Source organism: Aeromonas sp. S41-2, assembly GCF_027705845.1.
In the GTDB taxonomy this organism is placed as follows: Bacteria; Pseudomonadota; Gammaproteobacteria; order Enterobacterales; family Aeromonadaceae; genus Aeromonas; species Aeromonas hydrophila.
On sequence record NZ_JAPDCG010000003.1, the window covers coordinates 23,077 to 40,124 of the forward strand.

At 59.5% G+C, this 17,048-nt stretch carries 15 protein-coding genes; 11 read left to right on the plus strand and 4 right to left on the minus strand.

Annotated elements, in window-relative coordinates:
* Positions 1-65: 65 nt before the first annotated feature.
* On the plus strand, positions 66-1,277 hold the full coding sequence (gene fabB / locus OKC44_RS08140) for a beta-ketoacyl-ACP synthase I (RefSeq protein WP_016350500.1): 1,212 nt from the start codon (positions 66-68) through the stop codon (positions 1,275-1,277).
* 59 nt (positions 1,278-1,336) lie between these two features.
* Here fabB and OKC44_RS08145 read toward each other — a convergent pair whose 3' ends face one another.
* The 3 genes from OKC44_RS08145 to OKC44_RS08155 all read right to left on the minus strand — a co-directional run bounded on the left by OKC44_RS08145 (position 1,337) and on the right by OKC44_RS08155 (position 3,651).
* Positions 1,337-1,831 carry a GNAT family N-acetyltransferase gene (locus OKC44_RS08145; RefSeq protein WP_270812181.1) on the minus strand — a complete coding sequence of 165 codons (495 nt, stop codon included), beginning with the start codon at positions 1,829-1,831 and terminating at the stop codon, positions 1,337-1,339.
* 112 nt (positions 1,832-1,943) lie between these two features.
* Positions 1,944-2,270 (minus strand): DUF4377 domain-containing protein, encoded by a 327-nt coding sequence (locus tag OKC44_RS08150; RefSeq protein WP_270812184.1) that lies wholly within the window; start codon positions 2,268-2,270, stop codon positions 1,944-1,946.
* 94 nt (positions 2,271-2,364) lie between these two features.
* Positions 2,365-3,651, minus strand: a complete 1,287-nt coding sequence (locus tag OKC44_RS08155; protein WP_270812185.1) for a citrate synthase — start codon at positions 3,649-3,651, stop codon at positions 2,365-2,367.
* Between the two features lie 424 nt (positions 3,652-4,075).
* On the opposite strand from OKC44_RS08155, the gene sdhC reads away from it, so the two are divergent.
* From sdhC to OKC44_RS08205, 10 genes are all read left to right on the plus strand, one after another.
* Positions 4,076-4,465: a succinate dehydrogenase cytochrome b556 subunit gene (sdhC, locus tag OKC44_RS08160; RefSeq protein WP_011705795.1), complete on the plus strand. Its 390-nt coding sequence runs from the start codon at positions 4,076-4,078 to the stop codon at positions 4,463-4,465.
* A complete protein-coding gene (sdhD, locus tag OKC44_RS08165; RefSeq protein ID WP_011705796.1) occupies positions 4,459-4,803 on the plus strand; it encodes a succinate dehydrogenase, hydrophobic membrane anchor protein in 345 nt (114 codons plus the stop codon). Before sdhC ends, sdhD begins: the two co-directional genes overlap by 7 nt.
* Position 4,804: 1 nt before the next feature.
* Complete coding sequence (gene sdhA / locus OKC44_RS08170) at positions 4,805-6,571, plus strand: succinate dehydrogenase flavoprotein subunit (RefSeq protein WP_011705797.1); 1,767 nt, start codon at positions 4,805-4,807, stop codon at positions 6,569-6,571.
* Positions 6,572-6,587: 16 nt separating this feature from the next.
* A complete protein-coding gene (locus OKC44_RS08175; RefSeq protein ID WP_011705798.1) occupies positions 6,588-7,304 on the plus strand; it encodes a succinate dehydrogenase iron-sulfur subunit in 717 nt (238 codons plus the stop codon).
* Between the two features lie 122 nt (positions 7,305-7,426).
* Complete coding sequence (sucA, locus tag OKC44_RS08180) at positions 7,427-10,237, plus strand: 2-oxoglutarate dehydrogenase E1 component (RefSeq protein ID WP_060389579.1); 2,811 nt, start codon at positions 7,427-7,429, stop codon at positions 10,235-10,237.
* Between the two features lie 92 nt (positions 10,238-10,329).
* Positions 10,330-11,517: a 2-oxoglutarate dehydrogenase complex dihydrolipoyllysine-residue succinyltransferase gene (gene odhB / locus OKC44_RS08185; RefSeq protein WP_011705800.1), complete on the plus strand. Its 1,188-nt coding sequence runs from the start codon at positions 10,330-10,332 to the stop codon at positions 11,515-11,517.
* Positions 11,518-11,740: 223 nt separating this feature from the next.
* Positions 11,741-12,907 (plus strand): ADP-forming succinate--CoA ligase subunit beta, encoded by a 1,167-nt coding sequence (sucC, locus tag OKC44_RS08190; protein ID WP_016350506.1) that lies wholly within the window; start codon positions 11,741-11,743, stop codon positions 12,905-12,907.
* On the plus strand, positions 12,907-13,779 hold the full coding sequence (gene sucD, locus OKC44_RS08195) for a succinate--CoA ligase subunit alpha (protein WP_005300222.1): 873 nt from the start codon (positions 12,907-12,909) through the stop codon (positions 13,777-13,779). The genes sucC and sucD overlap by 1 nt, the downstream gene beginning before the upstream one ends.
* A gap of 182 nt (positions 13,780-13,961) precedes the next feature.
* Positions 13,962-14,897, plus strand: coding sequence for a 5'-nucleotidase (locus tag OKC44_RS08200; RefSeq protein WP_080722093.1), 936 nt, complete (start codon positions 13,962-13,964; stop codon positions 14,895-14,897).
* Between the two features lie 166 nt (positions 14,898-15,063).
* A complete protein-coding gene (locus OKC44_RS08205) occupies positions 15,064-15,519 on the plus strand; it encodes a YcgN family cysteine cluster protein (protein WP_005300228.1) in 456 nt (151 codons plus the stop codon).
* Between the two features lie 115 nt (positions 15,520-15,634).
* Here the strand turns inward: OKC44_RS08205 and OKC44_RS08210 are convergent, their stop codons facing one another.
* Positions 15,635-17,041, minus strand: a complete 1,407-nt coding sequence (locus OKC44_RS08210; protein ID WP_270812188.1) for an FAD-dependent oxidoreductase — start codon at positions 17,039-17,041, stop codon at positions 15,635-15,637.
* Positions 17,042-17,048 lie beyond the last annotated feature (7 nt).

The following is a 17,048-nucleotide window of genomic DNA, read 5'->3' on the forward strand; positions in this document are numbered from 1 at the left end:
GCAGACCAGTTTGGCAGCCGAAAGCGGGTAGACTTGGCGCCAGTTTTTCCAGACGAGATGAATTAATGAGAAGAGCAGTGATCACCGGTATCGGCGTCATCTCCAGTATCGGCAACAACAAGGAAGAAGTGCTGGCCTCCCTGAAAGCAGGCAAATCTGGCATCACCTATTCCGAGCAGTTCGAACAGTACAACCTGCGCAGCCGTGTCTGGGGTAACATCAAACTCGACCCGTCTGAACTGATCGACCGTAAAGTCATGCGTTTCATGGGCGATGCAGCGGCTTATGCCTATCTCTCCATGCAACAGGCCATCGAAGACGCCGGTTTGCCGGAAGAGATGGTGTCCAACGAGCGTTCCGGTATCGTGACCGGCTCCGGTGGCGCCTCCGGCAAGAACACCTCCGAGTCTGCGGATATTGCCCGCGAGAAGGGCGTCAAGCGTGTGGGCCCCTACATGGTGCCGCGCACCATGTCCTCCACCACCTCCGCCTGCCTGGCCACCCCGTTCAAGATCAAGGGTGTCAACTACACCATCAGCTCCGCCTGCGCCACCTCTGCCCACTGCATCGGTCACGCTCTGGAACTGATCCAGCTCGGCAAGCAGGACATCGTCTTCGCCGGCGGCGGCGAGGAGCTGGACTGGTCTTCCACCATCCAGTTCGATGCCATGGGCGCCCTGTCCACCAAGTACAACGACACCCCGGAAAAAGCCTCCCGTACCTATGATGCGGATCGCGACGGTTTCGTCATCTCCGGTGGCGGCGGCATCCTAGTGGTCGAGGAGCTGGAACACGCCCTGGCCCGTGGTGCCCACATCTATGCCGAGATCACCGGTTACGGTGCCACCTCCGATGGCTACGACATGGTCGCGCCGAGCGGTGAAGGCGCGGTGCGTTGCATGAAGATGGCGATGCAGGGTGTCGGCAAGGTGGATTACATCAACACCCACGGTACCTCCACTCCGGTCGGTGATACCAAGGAGCTGGAAGCCATCCAGACGCTGTTTGGCAGCAATGCGCCCAAGCTCTCCGCCACCAAGGCCATGACCGGTCATGCCCTGGGTGCTGCCGGCGTGCACGAGGCCGTCTACTCCCTGCTGATGATGGAACACGGCTTCATCGCCCCCAGCATCAACATCGAAACCCTGGACGAGAAGGCCGAAGGCCTGCCCATCGTGCGCGCGTACGAAGAGGCGGATCTCAACACCGTCATGTCCAACAGCTTCGGCTTTGGCGGGACCAACGCCTCCCTGGTGTTCAGCAAATTCAAGGCTTGATGAGTCCACCATGAGTCGAAAAAAAGGCGCCGTAAGGCGCCTTTTTCATTGGGTGATCGTCAGCCCCGTTGCGTCAGTGTCAGTCTCATGTAGGTCGCACCCTCGCCATATTCGGTGAGGGACTTGCGGGTACTGGCCGGCTGGAAGCCCTGCTTGCGCCAGAAGGCCGGCGCATCCTGTACCGCCACCAGACCGGCGTGCTCGAACCCTTCGTCTGCGGCAAACGCGAGGGCGGTGGCGAGCAGCCGCTGCCCTATGCCCTTGCCGCGGGCCTGCCGTGAGACGGCGAGATCGTGCAGATAGAACTCGTCATTGCCGGCCAGGCGCTGAATGGGGACGGAGAGGGGCGGGGGCTGGTGGGCACGCCAGGGGTGGCAGAGCAAATAGCCCAGTACCTGGCCCTGATGTTCGGCTACCCAGCAGCAAGCGGGGGCCAGTTCGGCCTTGTTGCTCATGACTTCGATGGGCTCAGGATCCAGCTGGTGATAACACTCGTCCTGAATGGCCATGATGGCGGGCCAGTCGTTGGCCCGGGTCGTGCGGATCTTGATCATAGTGGTAGGGCATGGCTGCCCGAAAACGCTGATTAAACAATGGATTCGTCAACCAGCGTACCAGAACCGGGTCATGAACTGAACAGACATCTCCAAACGATGCCTTTTTTGATCAGCGCGCCGCCTGTTTGCTGACGACCTTGATGAGCTGGTAGCGTAGGGAAGGGGCATCTGCCGGCACATCGGTGAGCTGCTCCTTGCTGACGGTCAGCTGATAGCGGTAGCCGGGCTCAAACTGAAAGCCTTCAATCTGCTGATAGAACAGGGTCCAGGGCTGCTGCTCGTCACTGCGCACCTGCATGCAGTGCATGGGGCCGACACCGACGCAGTGTACCAGCTGGCTGTTGACGTAGAGGGTCTCGCCTGCGGTTGGCGTGGGGGCGTTTTGACAGGCGCTGAGCAGCAGGGCGGCAGCGGCGCTGAGGAACAGTGGTCTCATGATGAACTCCTTCGATGGAAAGGGGGGCATTAGAGCGGCAAATAAAAAGGCGGTCAATGACCGCCTTTGTAACAAAAAATCCGAAACCCGTGACTCAACGCTGGTCGAGCGGGGTGAACTCGCGTTGCGGCTGACCGGTATAGAGCTGACGCGGACGGCCGATCTTCTGATCCGGATCCGAGTGCATTTCGTTCCAGTGGGCAATCCAGCCGATGGTACGGGAGATGGCGAAGATCACGGTGAACATGGACATGGGGATGCCGATGGCCTTCATGATGATGCCGGAGTAGAAGTCCACGTTCGGGTAGAGCTTCTTCTCGATGAAGTAGGGGTCGGAGAGCGCGATGCGCTCCAGCTCCATGGCCACGTCCAGCAGCGGATCCTTGATCTGCAGCTCGGTCAGTACCTCGTGACAGGTTTCGCGCATCACGGTGGCACGGGGGTCGTGGTTCTTGTAGACCCGGTGGCCGAAGCCCATCAGACGGAACGGATCGTTCTTGTCCTTGGCCTTGGCGATGTACTCGGGAATGCGGTCAACCGAGCCGATCTCCTCAAGCATCTTGAGGCAGGCTTCGTTGGCACCGCCGTGGGCCGGTCCCCACAGGGAGGCGATCCCCGCGGCGATACAGGCAAACGGGTTGGCGCCGGAGGAGCCGGCCAGACGCACGGTGGAGGTGGAGGCGTTCTGCTCGTGGTCCGCATGCAGGGTGAAGATGCGGTCCATGGCGCGTTCGACGATGGGGTTGACCTTGTACTCCTCGGTCGGCACGCCAAACATCATGTGCAGGAAGTTGCCGGCATAGGAGAGGGCGTTACGCGGCTGCATGAACGGCTGACCGATGGAGTACTTGTAGCACATGGCGGCCAGGGTCGGCATCTTGGAGAGCAGACGGAAGGCGCAGATCTCGCGGTGCTCTTCGTTGTTGATGTCGAGGGCATCGTGATAGAAGGCGGAGAGCGCACTGACCACGCCGCACATGACGGCCATGGGGTGAGCGTCGCGACGGAAGCCGCGGAAGAAGAAGGCAATCTGCTCGTGCACCATGGTGTGGCGGGTGACCAGACGTTCGAATTCCGTGTACTGCGTCTTGGTGGGCGCCTCGCCGTACAGCAGGATGTAGCAGACTTCCAGATAGCTGGCCTGGGTAGCCAACTGGGCGATGGGGTAACCACGGTGCAGCAAGACACCCTGATCGCCATCTATGTACGTAATGGATGATTTGCAAGAACCGGTTGCCATAAAACCGGGGTCGAAGGTGAAGTACCCTTGCGCGCCCAGTTTTCTGACATCGATCACGTCGGGTCCGACAGTTCCTGACAGGATCGGGAGTTCTACCGGGTCTTTACCGGGCAGATGTAGGGTGGCTATCTTATCAGCCATAGCACGTCTCCTTTGCTCTTTTATAATTTGATTCCAGCTCTACTTTATTACGAGTTTGATGACGCTGGCAAAGGTTCTGACCCGTACCAGGGCGGCTGGAGCGCCTTATTTGAAACAGAGTTCAGGGCTGTTGTCAATTTTGCTGGATGATCATTAATGATTTGTTAAATGAGTTGTGAGATCTGGTTTACGGTTTTGGGTTTTCTTTGTAGCTAATTGATTGTCATTGGTTAAGCCCGCCGATATACTGCGCCTCGTGGGTGATGGCTGTCGGTGTTTGAAACGCTTTCGCAAAGCTAGATGTGATATTGAAAATGTTATTTTTGGCTTTCCTGAGTTGTTTTGGTAACAAAAACCTAACAAATGCCACTCCATGCCCTCATAAGCGTGTAAAAACAATAACTAACGTGCTCAATGGAGCTGAGTGGGCAAAGCCGTGAAAAATAAACAGAGACCTGTAAACCTCGACCTACAGACGATCAGCTTTCCTGTCACCGCCATCGCTTCCATCTTGCATCGTGTCTCAGGGGTCATCACCTTTGTGGCGCTCTCAATCTTGCTGTGGATGCTTGGTACTTCACTCGCCTCTCCCGAAGGATTTGAGACCGTGGTGTCCATCATGGACAACTTCCTGGTCAAATTCGTGCTGTGGGGGATCCTGACTGCGCTGGCTTACCACATTGTGGGCGGACTGCGTCACCTGGTCATGGACATGGGCTATTGGGAAGAGCTGGAATCCGGTAATCAGAGTGCCCGTGTGGCTTTCGTGATCACTGCGGTTTTGGCGGTATTGGCGGGGGTACTGGTATGGTAACCAATTCTGCAACCTTCGGGCGCAGCGGCGTTCATGATTACATCCTGATCCGCGCCACCGCCCTCATCATGACCTGTTATGTCCTCTACCTGGTGGGCTTTGTCGCGTTCAACGACATCAGCTACGAGGTGTGGACCGGCTTCTTCGCCAAAACCTTCACCAAGGTGTTCACCCTGTTGGCGCTGCTGTGCGTACTGATCCACGCCTGGATCGGTCTGTGGCAGGTGCTGACCGACTATATCAAGCCGGTGGGGTTGCGCGGTGCGCTGCAATTTGCCCTGGTAGTGGTGCTGTTCGTCTACCTGATGACCGGCTTCGTTGTACTGTGGGGGGTGTAAGGTGACTATTCCAACTCGTGAATTTGATGCGGTGGTGATCGGTGCCGGTGGCGCCGGCATGCGCGCCGCGCTGCAGATTGCCCAATCCGGCAAGAGCTGCGCTCTGTTATCCAAAGTATTCCCGACCCGTTCTCACACGGTTTCTGCCCAGGGCGGGATCACGGTTGCGCTGGGCAATGCCCACGACGACAACTGGCAGTGGCACATGTACGACACCGTCAAGGGCTCCGATTACATCGGTGATCAGGAAGCCATTGAATATATGTGCAAGACCGGCCCCGAGGCCGTTTATGAACTGGAGAACATGGGTCTGCCCTTCTCCCGCTTCGACAACGGCACCGTCTACCAGCGTCCGTTTGGTGGCCAGTCCAAGAATTTCGGTGGCGAGCAGGCGGCCCGTACCGCGGCGGCAGCCGACCGTACCGGTCACGCCCTGTTGCACACCCTCTATCAGCAGAACGTCAAGAACAAGACCACCGTCTTCTCCGAGTGGTATGCGCTGGATCTGGTGAAGAACCAGGACGGCCACATCGTTGGCTGTACCGCCATCGACATGGAGAGCGGTGAAGTCGTCTACTTCAAGGCCAAGGCCACCGTACTGGCCACCGGCGGCGCCGGTCGCATCTATCAGTCCACCACCAACGCCCACATCAACACCGGTGATGGCGTCGGCATGGCGCTGCGCGCCGGGGTCGGCGTGCAGGACATGGAGTTCTGGCAGTTCCACCCGACCGGCATCGCCGGGGCAGGGGTGCTGGTGACCGAAGGTTGCCGCGGTGAAGGCGGTTACCTGCTCAATAAAGACGGCGAGCGCTTCATGGAGCGTTATGCGCCGAACGCCAAGGATCTGGCTGGTCGCGACGTGGTGGCCCGCTCCATCATGATCGAGATCCGCGAAGGGCGCGGCTGTGACGGTCCCTGGGGCCCGCACATCAAGCTCAAGCTGGATCACCTCGGCAAAGAGGTGCTGGAATCCCGTCTGCCGGGCATCTGCGAGCTCTCTCGCACCTTCGCCCACGTGGATCCGGTCAAAGAGCCCATTCCCATCATCCCGACCTGCCACTACATGATGGGCGGCGTGCCGACCAACGTGAACGGCCAGTGCCTGACCCAGGACAAGGACGGCAACGACGTGCCGGTGGTCGGTCTGTTTGCGGTGGGCGAAATCGCCTGCGTCTCGGTGCACGGTGCCAACCGTCTGGGCGGCAACTCGCTGCTGGATCTGGTGGTATTTGGCCGCGCCGCCGGCATGCACCTGGTCAACACCCTGAGCGAGATGGAGCACGGCCGCGCCGCCTCCGACGCCGATATCGACGCCGCACTGTCCCGCTTCAATCGCTGGGAAAATTGCCGTGACGGTGAAGATCCGGTGCAGATCCGCAAGGACTTGCAGCGCTGCATGCAGAACAACTTCTCCGTATTCCGGGAAGGCGATGCCATGGCCGAAGGGCTGGCCGAGCTGAAACTCATCCGCGAGCGCCTCAAGAACGCCCGTCTGGACGACACCTCCAAGGAGTTCAACACCCAGCGCATCGAGTGCCTGGAGCTGGACAACCTGATGGAGACGGCCTATGCCACCGCGGTGGCTGCCAACTTCCGTACCGAGAGCCGGGGCGCCCACAGCCGCTTCGATTTCCCGGAGCGTGACGATGAGAGCTGGTTGTGCCACAGCCTCTATCATCCGGACACCGAGTCCATGACCCGTCGCGCTGTCAACATGTCACCCAAGACCCGTGAGGCGTTCCCGCCCAAGGTCCGGACTTACTGATTGCGGAGCTAGCCCTATGAACGTCACATTCTCTGTCTACAGATACAATCCGGATGTTGATAACGTCCCCCATATGAAGGAATATCGTCTTGATATTCCTGAAGGTTCCGACATGATGGTGCTCGACGCACTGATCCAGCTCAAAGAGCTGGATCCCACGCTCGCCTTCCGCCGCTCTTGCCGCGAAGGGGTCTGTGGATCTGATGGTCTCAACATGAATGGCAAGAACGGTCTTGCCTGCATCACCCCGCTCTCCGATCTGCTGAAGAAGGGCAATAACGTCGTTATCCGCCCCTTGCCAGGCCTGCCGGTGATCCGTGATCTGGTGATCGACATGACCCAGTTCTACACCCAGTGGGAGAAGGTCAAACCCTTCCTCATCAACGACGAAAAATTGCCGCCCGTGCGTGAGCACCTGCAATCCCCCGAAGAGCGCGCCAAGCTGGATGGCCTGTACGAGTGTATTCTCTGTGCCTGCTGCTCCACCTCTTGCCCCTCCTTCTGGTGGAACCCGGACAAGTTCATCGGCCCGGCCGGTCTGCTCGCCGCCTATCGCTGGCTGGCGGACAGCCGCGATACCGCTGCTACCGATCGACTGGGTAATCTGGATGACGCCTTCAGCGTGTTCCGTTGCCACGGCATCATGAACTGCGTGAACGTCTGTCCCAAGGGCTTGAATCCGACCAAGGCCATCGGTCAGATCAAGTCGATGCTGCTCAATCGGGCTGTTTAGTATCAGGGCCAGGGCGTCACGCGCCAGGCCCGACCTCTGGATAGCCATCCGTCACCATGGCTGGATGGCTATTTAAACCCTACAAGCTGCGCTGCAGTGAACAAGATGTACAAGGGATAGAAATGCATAACGGCGTGATGAAGGCCTGGTTGGAGTCATCTCACCTGGCTGGTGCGAATGCAAGCTATATTGAGGATTTGTACGAATCCTTCCTGGAAGACCCCGAGTCCGTAGCCGAAGAGTGGCGCAGCCTGTTTAGCTCGCTGCCCCAGGTCAATGGCCATGCGATAGAACAACCTCACTCCCGAGTCCGCGATTATTTCCGTCGCCTGGCCAAGGATCCCTCCCGCTACAGTGCCCCCGTCTCCGATCCGCAAGTGGATGCCAAGCAGGTGCGGGTATTGCAGCTGATCAACGCCTTCCGCTTCCGTGGCCATCAAAACGCCAACCTGGATCCGCTCGGCCTCTGGGCGCGTGAAACCGTTGCCGAACTGGATCCCGCGTTTCACAACCTGCAGGGCGCAGACATGGAGGCCACCTTCAACGTGGGCTCCTACGCCATCGGTCGCGAGACCATGGTGCTCTCCGATCTGTATGCCTCGTTGAAAAAAACCTACTGCGGCAGCATCGGCGCCGACTACATGCACCTCACCTCCACCGAGGAGAAGCGCTGGCTGCAACAGCGTCTCGAATCCATCGAAGGGACGGGGAGCTACACCCTGGAAGAGAAGACCCGCTTCCTCGAGAGCCTGACCGCCGCCGAAGGGCTGGAAAAATACCTGGGCGCCAAGTTCCCGGGAGCCAAGCGTTTCTCCCTGGAAGGGGGCGATGCCATGGTGCCCATGCTCAAAGAGCTTATCCGTCGCGCCGGTGAGCAGGGCTGCAAAGAGGCCGTCATCGGCATGGCCCACCGCGGCCGTCTCAACGTGCTGATCAACGTGCTGGGCAAGCGCGCCCAGGACCTGTTCGACGAGTTTGCCGGCAAGCACGGCGAATCCTGGGGCACGGGTGACGTGAAGTACCACATGGGCTTCTCGTCCGACTTCGCCACCCCGGGCGGCAATGTCCACCTGGCACTCGCCTTCAACCCGTCTCACCTCGAAATCGTCAACCCTGTGGTCATCGGCTCGGTCCGTGCCCGCATGGACCGCCGCGGTGACAAGGACGGCTCGACCGTACTGCCCATCACCATCCACGGCGACTCGGCCATGGCCGGTCAGGGCGTGGTGGCCGAGACCTTCAACATGTCCCAGACCCGTGCCTATGGCGTGGGCGGGACGGTGCGCATCGTCATCAACAACCAGGTGGGCTTCACCACCTCTTACATCCGTGACCTGCGCTCCACCGAATATTGCACCGACATCGCCAAATCCGTGCAGGCCCCCGTGCTGCACGTCAACGGCGATGACCCGGAAGCCGTGGTGCTGGTGACCCAGATTGCGCTGGATTACCGCAACACCTTCAAGCGCGACGTGGTGATCGAGCTGGTCTGCTACCGTCGTCACGGTCACAACGAGGCCGACGAGCCGAGTGCGACCCAGCCGCTGATGTACCAGAAGATCAAACAGCACCCGACCCCGCGCAAGATCTACGCCGACCAACTGGTGGCGGAAGGCAGCATCAGTCAGGAGCTGGCCACTACCCTGGTCAACGAATATCGCGAAACTCTGGATCGCGGTGAACGGGTGAGCAAGGAGTGGCGTCCGATGGAGCTGCACTCAGTCGACTGGACCCCTTATCTGGGCCACGACTGGGCCATGGCCTATGACAGCACAGTGCCGATGGATCATCTGAAGTCCCTCGGCGAGCGCATCAGCCAGTACCCGGCCACCCATGTGCTGCAGCGCCAGGTCGAGAAGATCTACGAAGACCGTCGCCTGATGGCCGCCGGCGAGAAGCTGCTGGACTGGGGCTTTGCCGAGACCCTGGCCTATGCCACCCTGGTGGACAAGGGCTCGCGCATCCGTTTCACCGGTGAAGACTCCGGCCGTGGCACCTTCTTCCACCGCCACGCCGTGCTGCACAGCCAGACCGATGCCAGCACCTACACCCCGCTGTGCAACCTGCACGACGAGCAGGGCCCGTTCGAGGTGTACGACTCCGTGCTGACCGAGAACGCGGTATTGGCGTTTGAATATGGCTACGCCAGCGCCGAGCCGGCCGGCCTCACCATCTGGGAAGCCCAGTTCGGTGACTTCGCCAACTGTGCTCAGGTGGTGGTGGATCAGTTCCTCTCCTCTGGCGAGCAGAAGTGGGGCCGGATGTGCGGCCTGACCATGCTGCTGCCGCACGGCTACGAAGGGCAGGGCCCGGAGCACTCCTCCGCCCGTCTGGAGCGCTATCTGCAGATGTGTGCCCAGCACAACATGCAGGTGTGCGTCCCGTCCACCCCGGCGCAGGTGTTCCACATGCTGCGCCGCCAGGTGGTGCGTCCGATGCGCCGTCCGCTCATCGTGATGACGCCCAAATCCCTGCTGCGCCACCCGCTGGCGGTGAGCAAGCTCGAAGAGCTGGCCGAAGGCACCTTCCAGAACGCCATCGGCGAGATCGATGCGCTGGATCCGAAGGGCGTCAAGCGCGTGGTGTTCTGCTCCGGCAAGGTCTACTACGACCTGCTCGATGCCCGTCGCAAGGCCGAGCAGCAAGATGTGGCGCTGGTGCGAATTGAGCAGCTCTACCCCTTCCCGGAAGAGGAAGTGCGCGCCATCCTGGCCGACTACAGCCATGTCACCGACTTCGTCTGGTGTCAGGAAGAGCCGCAGAACCAGGGCGCCTGGTACTGCACCCGTCATCACTACGACAGCGTGCTGCCAAGCCATGCCCGTCTGCGTTATGCCGGTCGCCCGGCGTCGGCCTCACCGGCCGTCGGTTACATGTCAGTCCACGCCAAGCAGCAAAAAGCCCTGGTGGAAGACGCGCTGACCCTGGAATAAACCCGTTGCGAAGGAGAGGGCACGCCGCTGCGTCGACCCTCTCTGACTCTGGAACAAGCCTGCTGGCCAAGAAGTAACAAGGAACTGATTAGATGACTATCGAGATCAAAGTACCGGACCTGCCGGAATCAGTGGCGGATGCCACCATCGCCACCTGGCACAAGAAACCGGGTGATCTGGTTGCCCGTGATGAAGTGCTGGTCGACATCGAGACCGACAAGGTCGTGCTGGAAGTGCCGGCGCCGGAAGCCGGCGTGCTGGGCGACATCCTGCAAAGCGAAGGGGCCACCGTGCTCTCCCGCCAGCTGATCGCCATGCTCAAGCCTGCCCCGGTGGCCGGCGAAGAGACCAAGGAGAAACCGGTCGAAGCGGTGGCCGATGACGCTGCCGATGGCCTGAGCCCCTCCGTGCGCCGCCTGGTGGCCGAGCATGACATCGACGTCGCCAAGCTGACCGGTACCGGCAAGGGCGGTCGCGTCACCAAGGAAGACGTGGAAGCCTTCATCAAGGGTGGCAACAAGCCTGCCGCCGCCCCGGTTGCCGCTGCAGCCCCGGCTGCGCCGGTCGCCCCGCTGGCCGGTCGCACCGAAAAACGCGTGCCCATGACCCGTCTGCGCAAGCGCATCGCCGAGCGTCTGCTGGAGGCCAAGAACACCACCGCCATGCTGACCACCTTCAACGAGATCAACATGGCGCCCATCATGAAGCTGCGCAAGCAGTACGGCGAGATCTTCGAGAAGAAGCACGGCATCAAGCTCGGCTTCATGTCCTTCTACGTGAAGGCAGTGGTGGAATCCCTCAAGCGCTACCCGGAAGTGAACGCGGCGCTGGACGGTGACGACATCGTCTACCACAACTACTTCGACGTCAGCATCGCCGTCTCTACCCCCCGTGGTCTGGTGACCCCGGTGCTGCGTGACTGCGACAACATGAGCCTGGCCGACATCGAGAAGGCCATCAAAGACCTGGCCGGCAAGGGCCGTGACGGCAAGCTGACCGTGGATGAACTGACCGGCGGCAACTTCACCATCACCAACGGTGGCGTGTTCGGTTCCCTGATGTCCACCCCGATCATCAACCCGCCCCAGAGCGCCATTCTGGGTATGCACAAGATCCAGGACCGCCCCATGGCCGTCGACGGCAAGGTCGAGATCCTGCCGATGATGTACCTGGCGCTCTCCTACGATCACCGCATCATCGACGGCCGCGAGTCGGTGGGCTTCCTGGTCTCCATCAAGGAGCTGCTGGAAGATCCGACCCGTCTGCTGCTGGACGTCTAAAGAAATCGGCCGGACCGGCAAGCCCTCTGGCTTGACGGCTCGCGCCACAAGCTTGCCGCCGGACTTCCCGTTCGGCGGCAAGCGGGGGCCAACCCGGCCCCGACGGAACGTCTGAGTGAAAGTGAAATTAGAAAGATAACGAGGGGTCGCCTTGGCCCCTTTCACAGGGGATTGAGAAACACGAGCCCCGGACGGAAATACCTACAACACGGATAGAGCATCTATGAATCTGCATGAATATCAGGCAAAACAGCTGTTTGCCGAGTATGGCCTGCCGGTCTCCGAAGGTTATGCCTGTGCCACCCCGCAGGAAGCGGCCGAAGCGGCCGACAAGATTGGCGGCAATACCTGGGTCGTCAAGTGCCAGGTCCACGCCGGTGGCCGCGGTAAAGCGGGCGGCGTCAAGCTGGCCAAGAGCAAGGACGAGATCCGTGCCTTCGCCCAGAACTGGCTCGGCAAGAACCTGGTGACCTATCAGACTGACGCCAACGGTCAGCCGGTCACCAAGATCCTGGTGGAATCTTGCACCGACATCGCCAAGGAGCTCTATCTGGGCGCCGTGGTTGACCGTGGTTCGCGCCGCGTGGTCTTCATGGCCTCTACCGAAGGTGGCGTGGAGATTGAGAAAGTCGCCCACGAAACCCCGGAACTCATTCACAAAGCCGCCATCGATCCGCTGGTAGGCCCGCAGCCTTATCAGGCCCGCGAGCTGGCCTTCAAACTGGGTCTGGTCGGCGAGCAGATCAAGCAGTTCACCAAGATCTTCATGGGTCTGGGCCAGATGTTCCTGGACTGCGACTTCGCTTTGCTGGAAATCAACCCGCTGGTGATCACCGCCCAGGGCAACCTGCACTGCCTGGACGGCAAGATCAACATCGACGCCAACGCCCTGTACCGTCAGCCCAAGCTGCGCCAGATGCACGATCCGTCCCAGGATGACCCCCGCGAAGCGCACGCCGCCCAGTGGGAGCTGAACTATGTGGCGCTCGATGGCAACATCGGCTGCATGGTCAACGGCGCAGGTCTGGCCATGGGCACCATGGACATCGTCAACCTGCACGGCGGTTCCCCGGCCAACTTCCTAGACGTCGGCGGCGGCGCCACCAAGGAGCGGGTGACCGAGGCGTTCAAGATCATCCTCTCCGACAGCAAGGTACAAGCCGTGCTGGTCAACATCTTCGGTGGCATCGTGCGCTGCGACATGATCGCGGAAGGCATCATCGGCGCCGTCAAGGAAGTGGGGGTGAAAGTGCCCGTGGTGGTGCGTCTGGAAGGCAACAACGCCGAACTGGGTGCCCGTAAACTGGCCGACAGCGGCCTCAATATCATCGCCGCAACGAGTCTGACTGACGCAGCTCAGCAAGTGGTAAAAGCAGCGGAGGCCAAATAATGAGCGTTCTGATCAACAAAGACACCAAGGTGATCTGCCAGGGCTTTACCGGCGGTCAGGGCACTTTCCACTCCGAACAGGCGATTGCCTACGGTACCCAGATGGTCGGCGGCGTCTCCCCGGGCAAGGGTGGCACCACTCACCTGGGCCTGCCGGTGTTCAACACCGTCCGTGACGCCGTGGAAGCCACCGGCGCTACTGCCTCCGTCATCTATGTTCCGGCCCCGTTCTGCAAGGACGCCATCCTGGAAGCCATCGATGCCGGCATCAAGCTCATCGTCACCATCACCGAAGGCATCCCGACCCTGGACATGCTGGACGTCAAGGTGAAGCTGCAGGAGACCGGCGTGCGGATGATCGGGCCCAACTGCCCGGGCGTCATCACCCCGGGTGAGTGCAAGATCGGCATCATGCCTGGCCACATCCACAAGCCGGGCAAGGTGGGCATCGTCTCCCGCTCCGGCACCCTGACCTATGAAGCGGTCAAGCAGACCACGGACGAGGGCTTCGGCCAGTCCACCTGCGTCGGTATCGGTGGCGACCCCATCCCGGGTTCCAACTTCATCGACATCCTGGAGATGTTCCAGAATGACCCGCAGACCGAAGCCATCGTGATGATCGGCGAGATCGGCGGCAACGCCGAGGAAGACGCGGCGGCCTACATCAAGGCCCACGTCACCAAGCCGGTGGTCTCCTACATCGCGGGTGTCACCGCCCCGGCAGGCAAGCGCATGGGTCATGCGGGCGCCATCATCGCCGGTGGTAAGGGCACCGCGGCCGAGAAATTTGCCGCCCTGGAAGATGCCGGCGTGAAAACTGTGCGGTCGCTCGCCGATATCGGCAAGGCCCTGCGTGAAGTAACCGGCTGGTAAGTTCTTTAGCCTGTTATCTCTGATAAAAATGCCGCCCAAGGGTGGCATTTTTTTATTGCAACAGATTACTGAGCGCTATCTAGTAAAAAGCAATTGCCTATGGTTTGATTCAAGTCAACTATCAATGCAAGATGCATGAACTAGATTAAAGTGAAATCTATCGAAAAACAGGAAGGTGCTACGTGCCATATGATTTAACTAAGAGATTAGTTGTTGGCCTTTCTTCTAGTGCGCTATTTGATCTTCAGGAGTCCGATGAGATATTTAGGACAGAGGGGGAGGAGTCTTACAGAGAGTATCAACGAAAAAAGCAGGATGAACCGTTAGGTAAAGGTGTTGCATTTCCTTTTGTTCGTCGATTACTGAAGCTAAATACTCTATGCCCACAAGATCCTCTAGTGGAGGTCATTTTATTATCTCGAAATGATTCTGACACCGGACTTCGAGTGATGAACTCGATTGAACACTACGAGCTTGGCATTACAAGAGCTGTATTTTTACAAGGTAAATCACCTTACATATATATTCCTGCATTTGATATCGAGCTATTTTTATCAGCTAATTATCAAGATGTTCGGCAAGCAGTGCTTGCCGGTTATCCAGCAGGACAAATTTTGAATGGTGATATAAAAGATGATACCGAAGATTTAGAGCTTAGAATTGCGTTCGACTTTGATGGAGTTCTTGCGGATGATGAGGCAGAGGGAATTTATAAAAGCTCAGGGCAGCTAGCTGATTTTCACTCTCATGAATCTGAACTTGTTGATGTGCCACATAACCCAGGTCCACTTAAAAATTTTCTACAGCGGATATCGGATATACAAAAAATTGAATCTGACAAGAAAAAAGAAGACTCAAGTTACTTGCCCATGCTTAAGGTATCAATCGTGACAGCTAGAAATGCACCCTCGCATAAGCGTGTTATCAATACAATGCGTTCTTGGGGGATTTCTGTAAATGAGGCATTCTTTATGGGAGGGGTTGAAAAGTCAAAAGTGTTAAATATATTAAGACCGCACATATTTTTCGATGATCAAAAATTACATTTACAGTCATCATCTATTTTACCATCTGTACATATCCCGTTTGGTGTCGCCAATAAGGACTTGGTAATTTAATAGAGTTTCGTATGTTGGACTTCTGAGTCTCCCCCATAACTTACAGATGTGGCAGGTTAATGCTGAGCCAGCAAGGCTCACATTAACCTCAGTCGCAAACCTTGAAAAATCGGGCCATAGGGCGTATAACCACGCGCTTGTCAGTGTATTGAGTGAGCCAACTTTTATGCAGCAGAGTGAACCCGTGCAGAACGCCCCCTTTTGGCAGGTAAAAAGCCTGCAACAGATGACCATGACGGAGTGGGAGTCCCTGTGCGACGGCTGCGGCAAGTGCTGCCTGAACAAGCTGATCGACGAGGACACCGAGGAGCTGGTGTTCACCAACGTGGCCTGCAACCTGCTCAATACCAAGACCTGCCAGTGCTCCGACTACGGCAACCGCTTTAAAAAAGAGCCGGACTGCCTGCAGATCACCCACGACAAGATTGCCGAATATGACTGGCTGCCCTCTACCTGTGCCTACCGCCTGCTGGCGGAGGGGCAGAGCCTGCCAGAGTGGCATCCGCTTATCACCGGCAGCCGCAGCGCCATGCACCAGGCCGGCCAGTCGGTGCGCGGCAAGGTGGTGCACGAGGTGGATGCCGGCGACTGGATCGATCACATCATTACCTGGGCCAGCTAACGCCGGACTGCCTATCGGGCCAGCTGCGAGCCGTACCAACTGAGAAGGGGCAGGGGAGTCATCACTCTCCTGCCCCTTCGGCTTTCTGGCTCCTTCAGAAGCGCTGTGAAGGCGCCTATTTGTCCGCCTTGCCCGCCGCATCGGCAAGTTTGGCCAGCTGTTTGTCATACCAGGCCACCGGGCGATTTTCATCTTCTGCCCGCTCCTTGCGCCGGATGGCATTGCGCACCACCATGGCCCCCAGCCAGCGAAATGGCTCGGGCGGAAAATAGCCGCGCGGGCCGCTGACCAGCGCGCAGTCGCGCCACGGCTTGTCCGCTTCCCGCACCTCATCGCGCACCAACGCTGCCAGGATCTGGCCGCCCAACCAGCTCTGGGCCACCCCGTTGCCGGAATAGCCGAGGCCATAGACGATATTGGGCTGTCCTCGCCAGTGGCCGAAGAAGGGGAGGCCATCCACCGAGCGGTCGGAGGCGCCGCACCAGCTGGCGGCGATGGGCACCTCTTTGAGCGCCGGAAAGAAGCGGCGCAGGGTGTGGGTGAGGGGGGCAAGATAACGGCTAGGCGCGTCGAACTCGGCCAGATGGCGGTTGGCAAAGGCGAAGGTGTTGCCTCCCTTGCCCAGCATCAGCCGCCCTTGCGGGGTGGAACGGTAGTAATGGACAAAGGTGCGGCCATCCACCACGGAGCGGCCGTGCGCAAGCTGCTGGGCGGCCAGTGCATCCGGCGCGGGGTCGGTTATCACCATATCGGAGGAGACCAGCACGATACTGCGGCGAAACTCGCGAAAGTGTTGCACCATGGCGCTGTTGAGGGCCAGCACCACCTTGCGGGCGTGGACGATGCCCTGCGGCGTCTGCACCCGTACAGGCTGGCCCCCTTCGAGGCGCTGCATGGGGGAGCCTTCATAGACCTCGATACCCAATTCCCGCGCCACCCGCAGCAGGCCGCGCACCAACAGTGCTGGTTGCACCGAACCCGCGTGCGGGCTGTAGAGCCCCTCCAGATGGACGTGGGAGCCGCTCTGGCTGGCCAGTTCACCCTCCGCAATTGCCTGCCACTGGTTAAGGTCGGCGCGCTTGAGTTCCTGCAATACCGGCTCCATCAGGCCGCGCTGCGCCTCGCTGGTGGCGGTGTAGCAGGTGCCCTCGACCCTCAGCTCTGCCTCTATGTTGTGTGTTTCGCAGAAGCGGGCGATCTCGTGTACCGCCTGTTCGGATCTTTGCACCAGCAAGGCGGCCTGCTGCTCGCCAAAGAGGCGCTTTAACGTCAGGTATTTGGCCGACCAGGTGAGCAGGCAGCCGCCGTTGCGCCCGGAGGCGCCGCTGCCGCAGCGATCTTTCTCCAGCACCATGATGCGCAAGTGTGGCTCGGCCTGTTTAAGGGCGATGGCGCTCCAGAGCCCGGTAAAGCCGCCGCCGACGATGCAGACATCGGCCTCGTGGTGGCCGTGAAGTGGCGTGGGGGGCGCGGGTTGTTCGGCGGCGAGCGCCTCGGCCAGCCAGAAGGGGAGAGTGGACATGATGACT

Coding starts and splice junctions, on each gene's coding strand:
- OKC44_RS08210 (WP_270812188.1), bottom strand. CDS start 17,041: ATGTCCACTCTCCCCTTCTGGCTGGCCGAGGCGCTCGCCGCCGAACAA.
- sucA (WP_060389579.1), top strand. CDS start 7,427: ATGCATAACGGCGTGATGAAGGCCTGGTTGGAGTCATCTCACCTGGCT.
- sucD (WP_005300222.1), top strand. CDS start 12,907: ATGAGCGTTCTGATCAACAAAGACACCAAGGTGATCTGCCAGGGCTTT.
- sdhD (WP_011705796.1), top strand. CDS start 4,459: ATGGTAACCAATTCTGCAACCTTCGGGCGCAGCGGCGTTCATGATTAC.
- OKC44_RS08205 (WP_005300228.1), top strand. CDS start 15,064: ATGCAGCAGAGTGAACCCGTGCAGAACGCCCCCTTTTGGCAGGTAAAA.
- sucC (WP_016350506.1), top strand. CDS start 11,741: ATGAATCTGCATGAATATCAGGCAAAACAGCTGTTTGCCGAGTATGGC.
- OKC44_RS08150 (WP_270812184.1), bottom strand. CDS start 2,270: ATGAGACCACTGTTCCTCAGCGCCGCTGCCGCCCTGCTGCTCAGCGCC.
- OKC44_RS08155 (WP_270812185.1), bottom strand. CDS start 3,651: ATGGCTGATAAGATAGCCACCCTACATCTGCCCGGTAAAGACCCGGTA.
- odhB (WP_011705800.1), top strand. CDS start 10,330: ATGACTATCGAGATCAAAGTACCGGACCTGCCGGAATCAGTGGCGGAT.
- OKC44_RS08175 (WP_011705798.1), top strand. CDS start 6,588: ATGAACGTCACATTCTCTGTCTACAGATACAATCCGGATGTTGATAAC.
- OKC44_RS08145 (WP_270812181.1), bottom strand. CDS start 1,831: ATGATCAAGATCCGCACGACCCGGGCCAACGACTGGCCCGCCATCATG.
- fabB (WP_016350500.1), top strand. CDS start 66: ATGAGAAGAGCAGTGATCACCGGTATCGGCGTCATCTCCAGTATCGGC.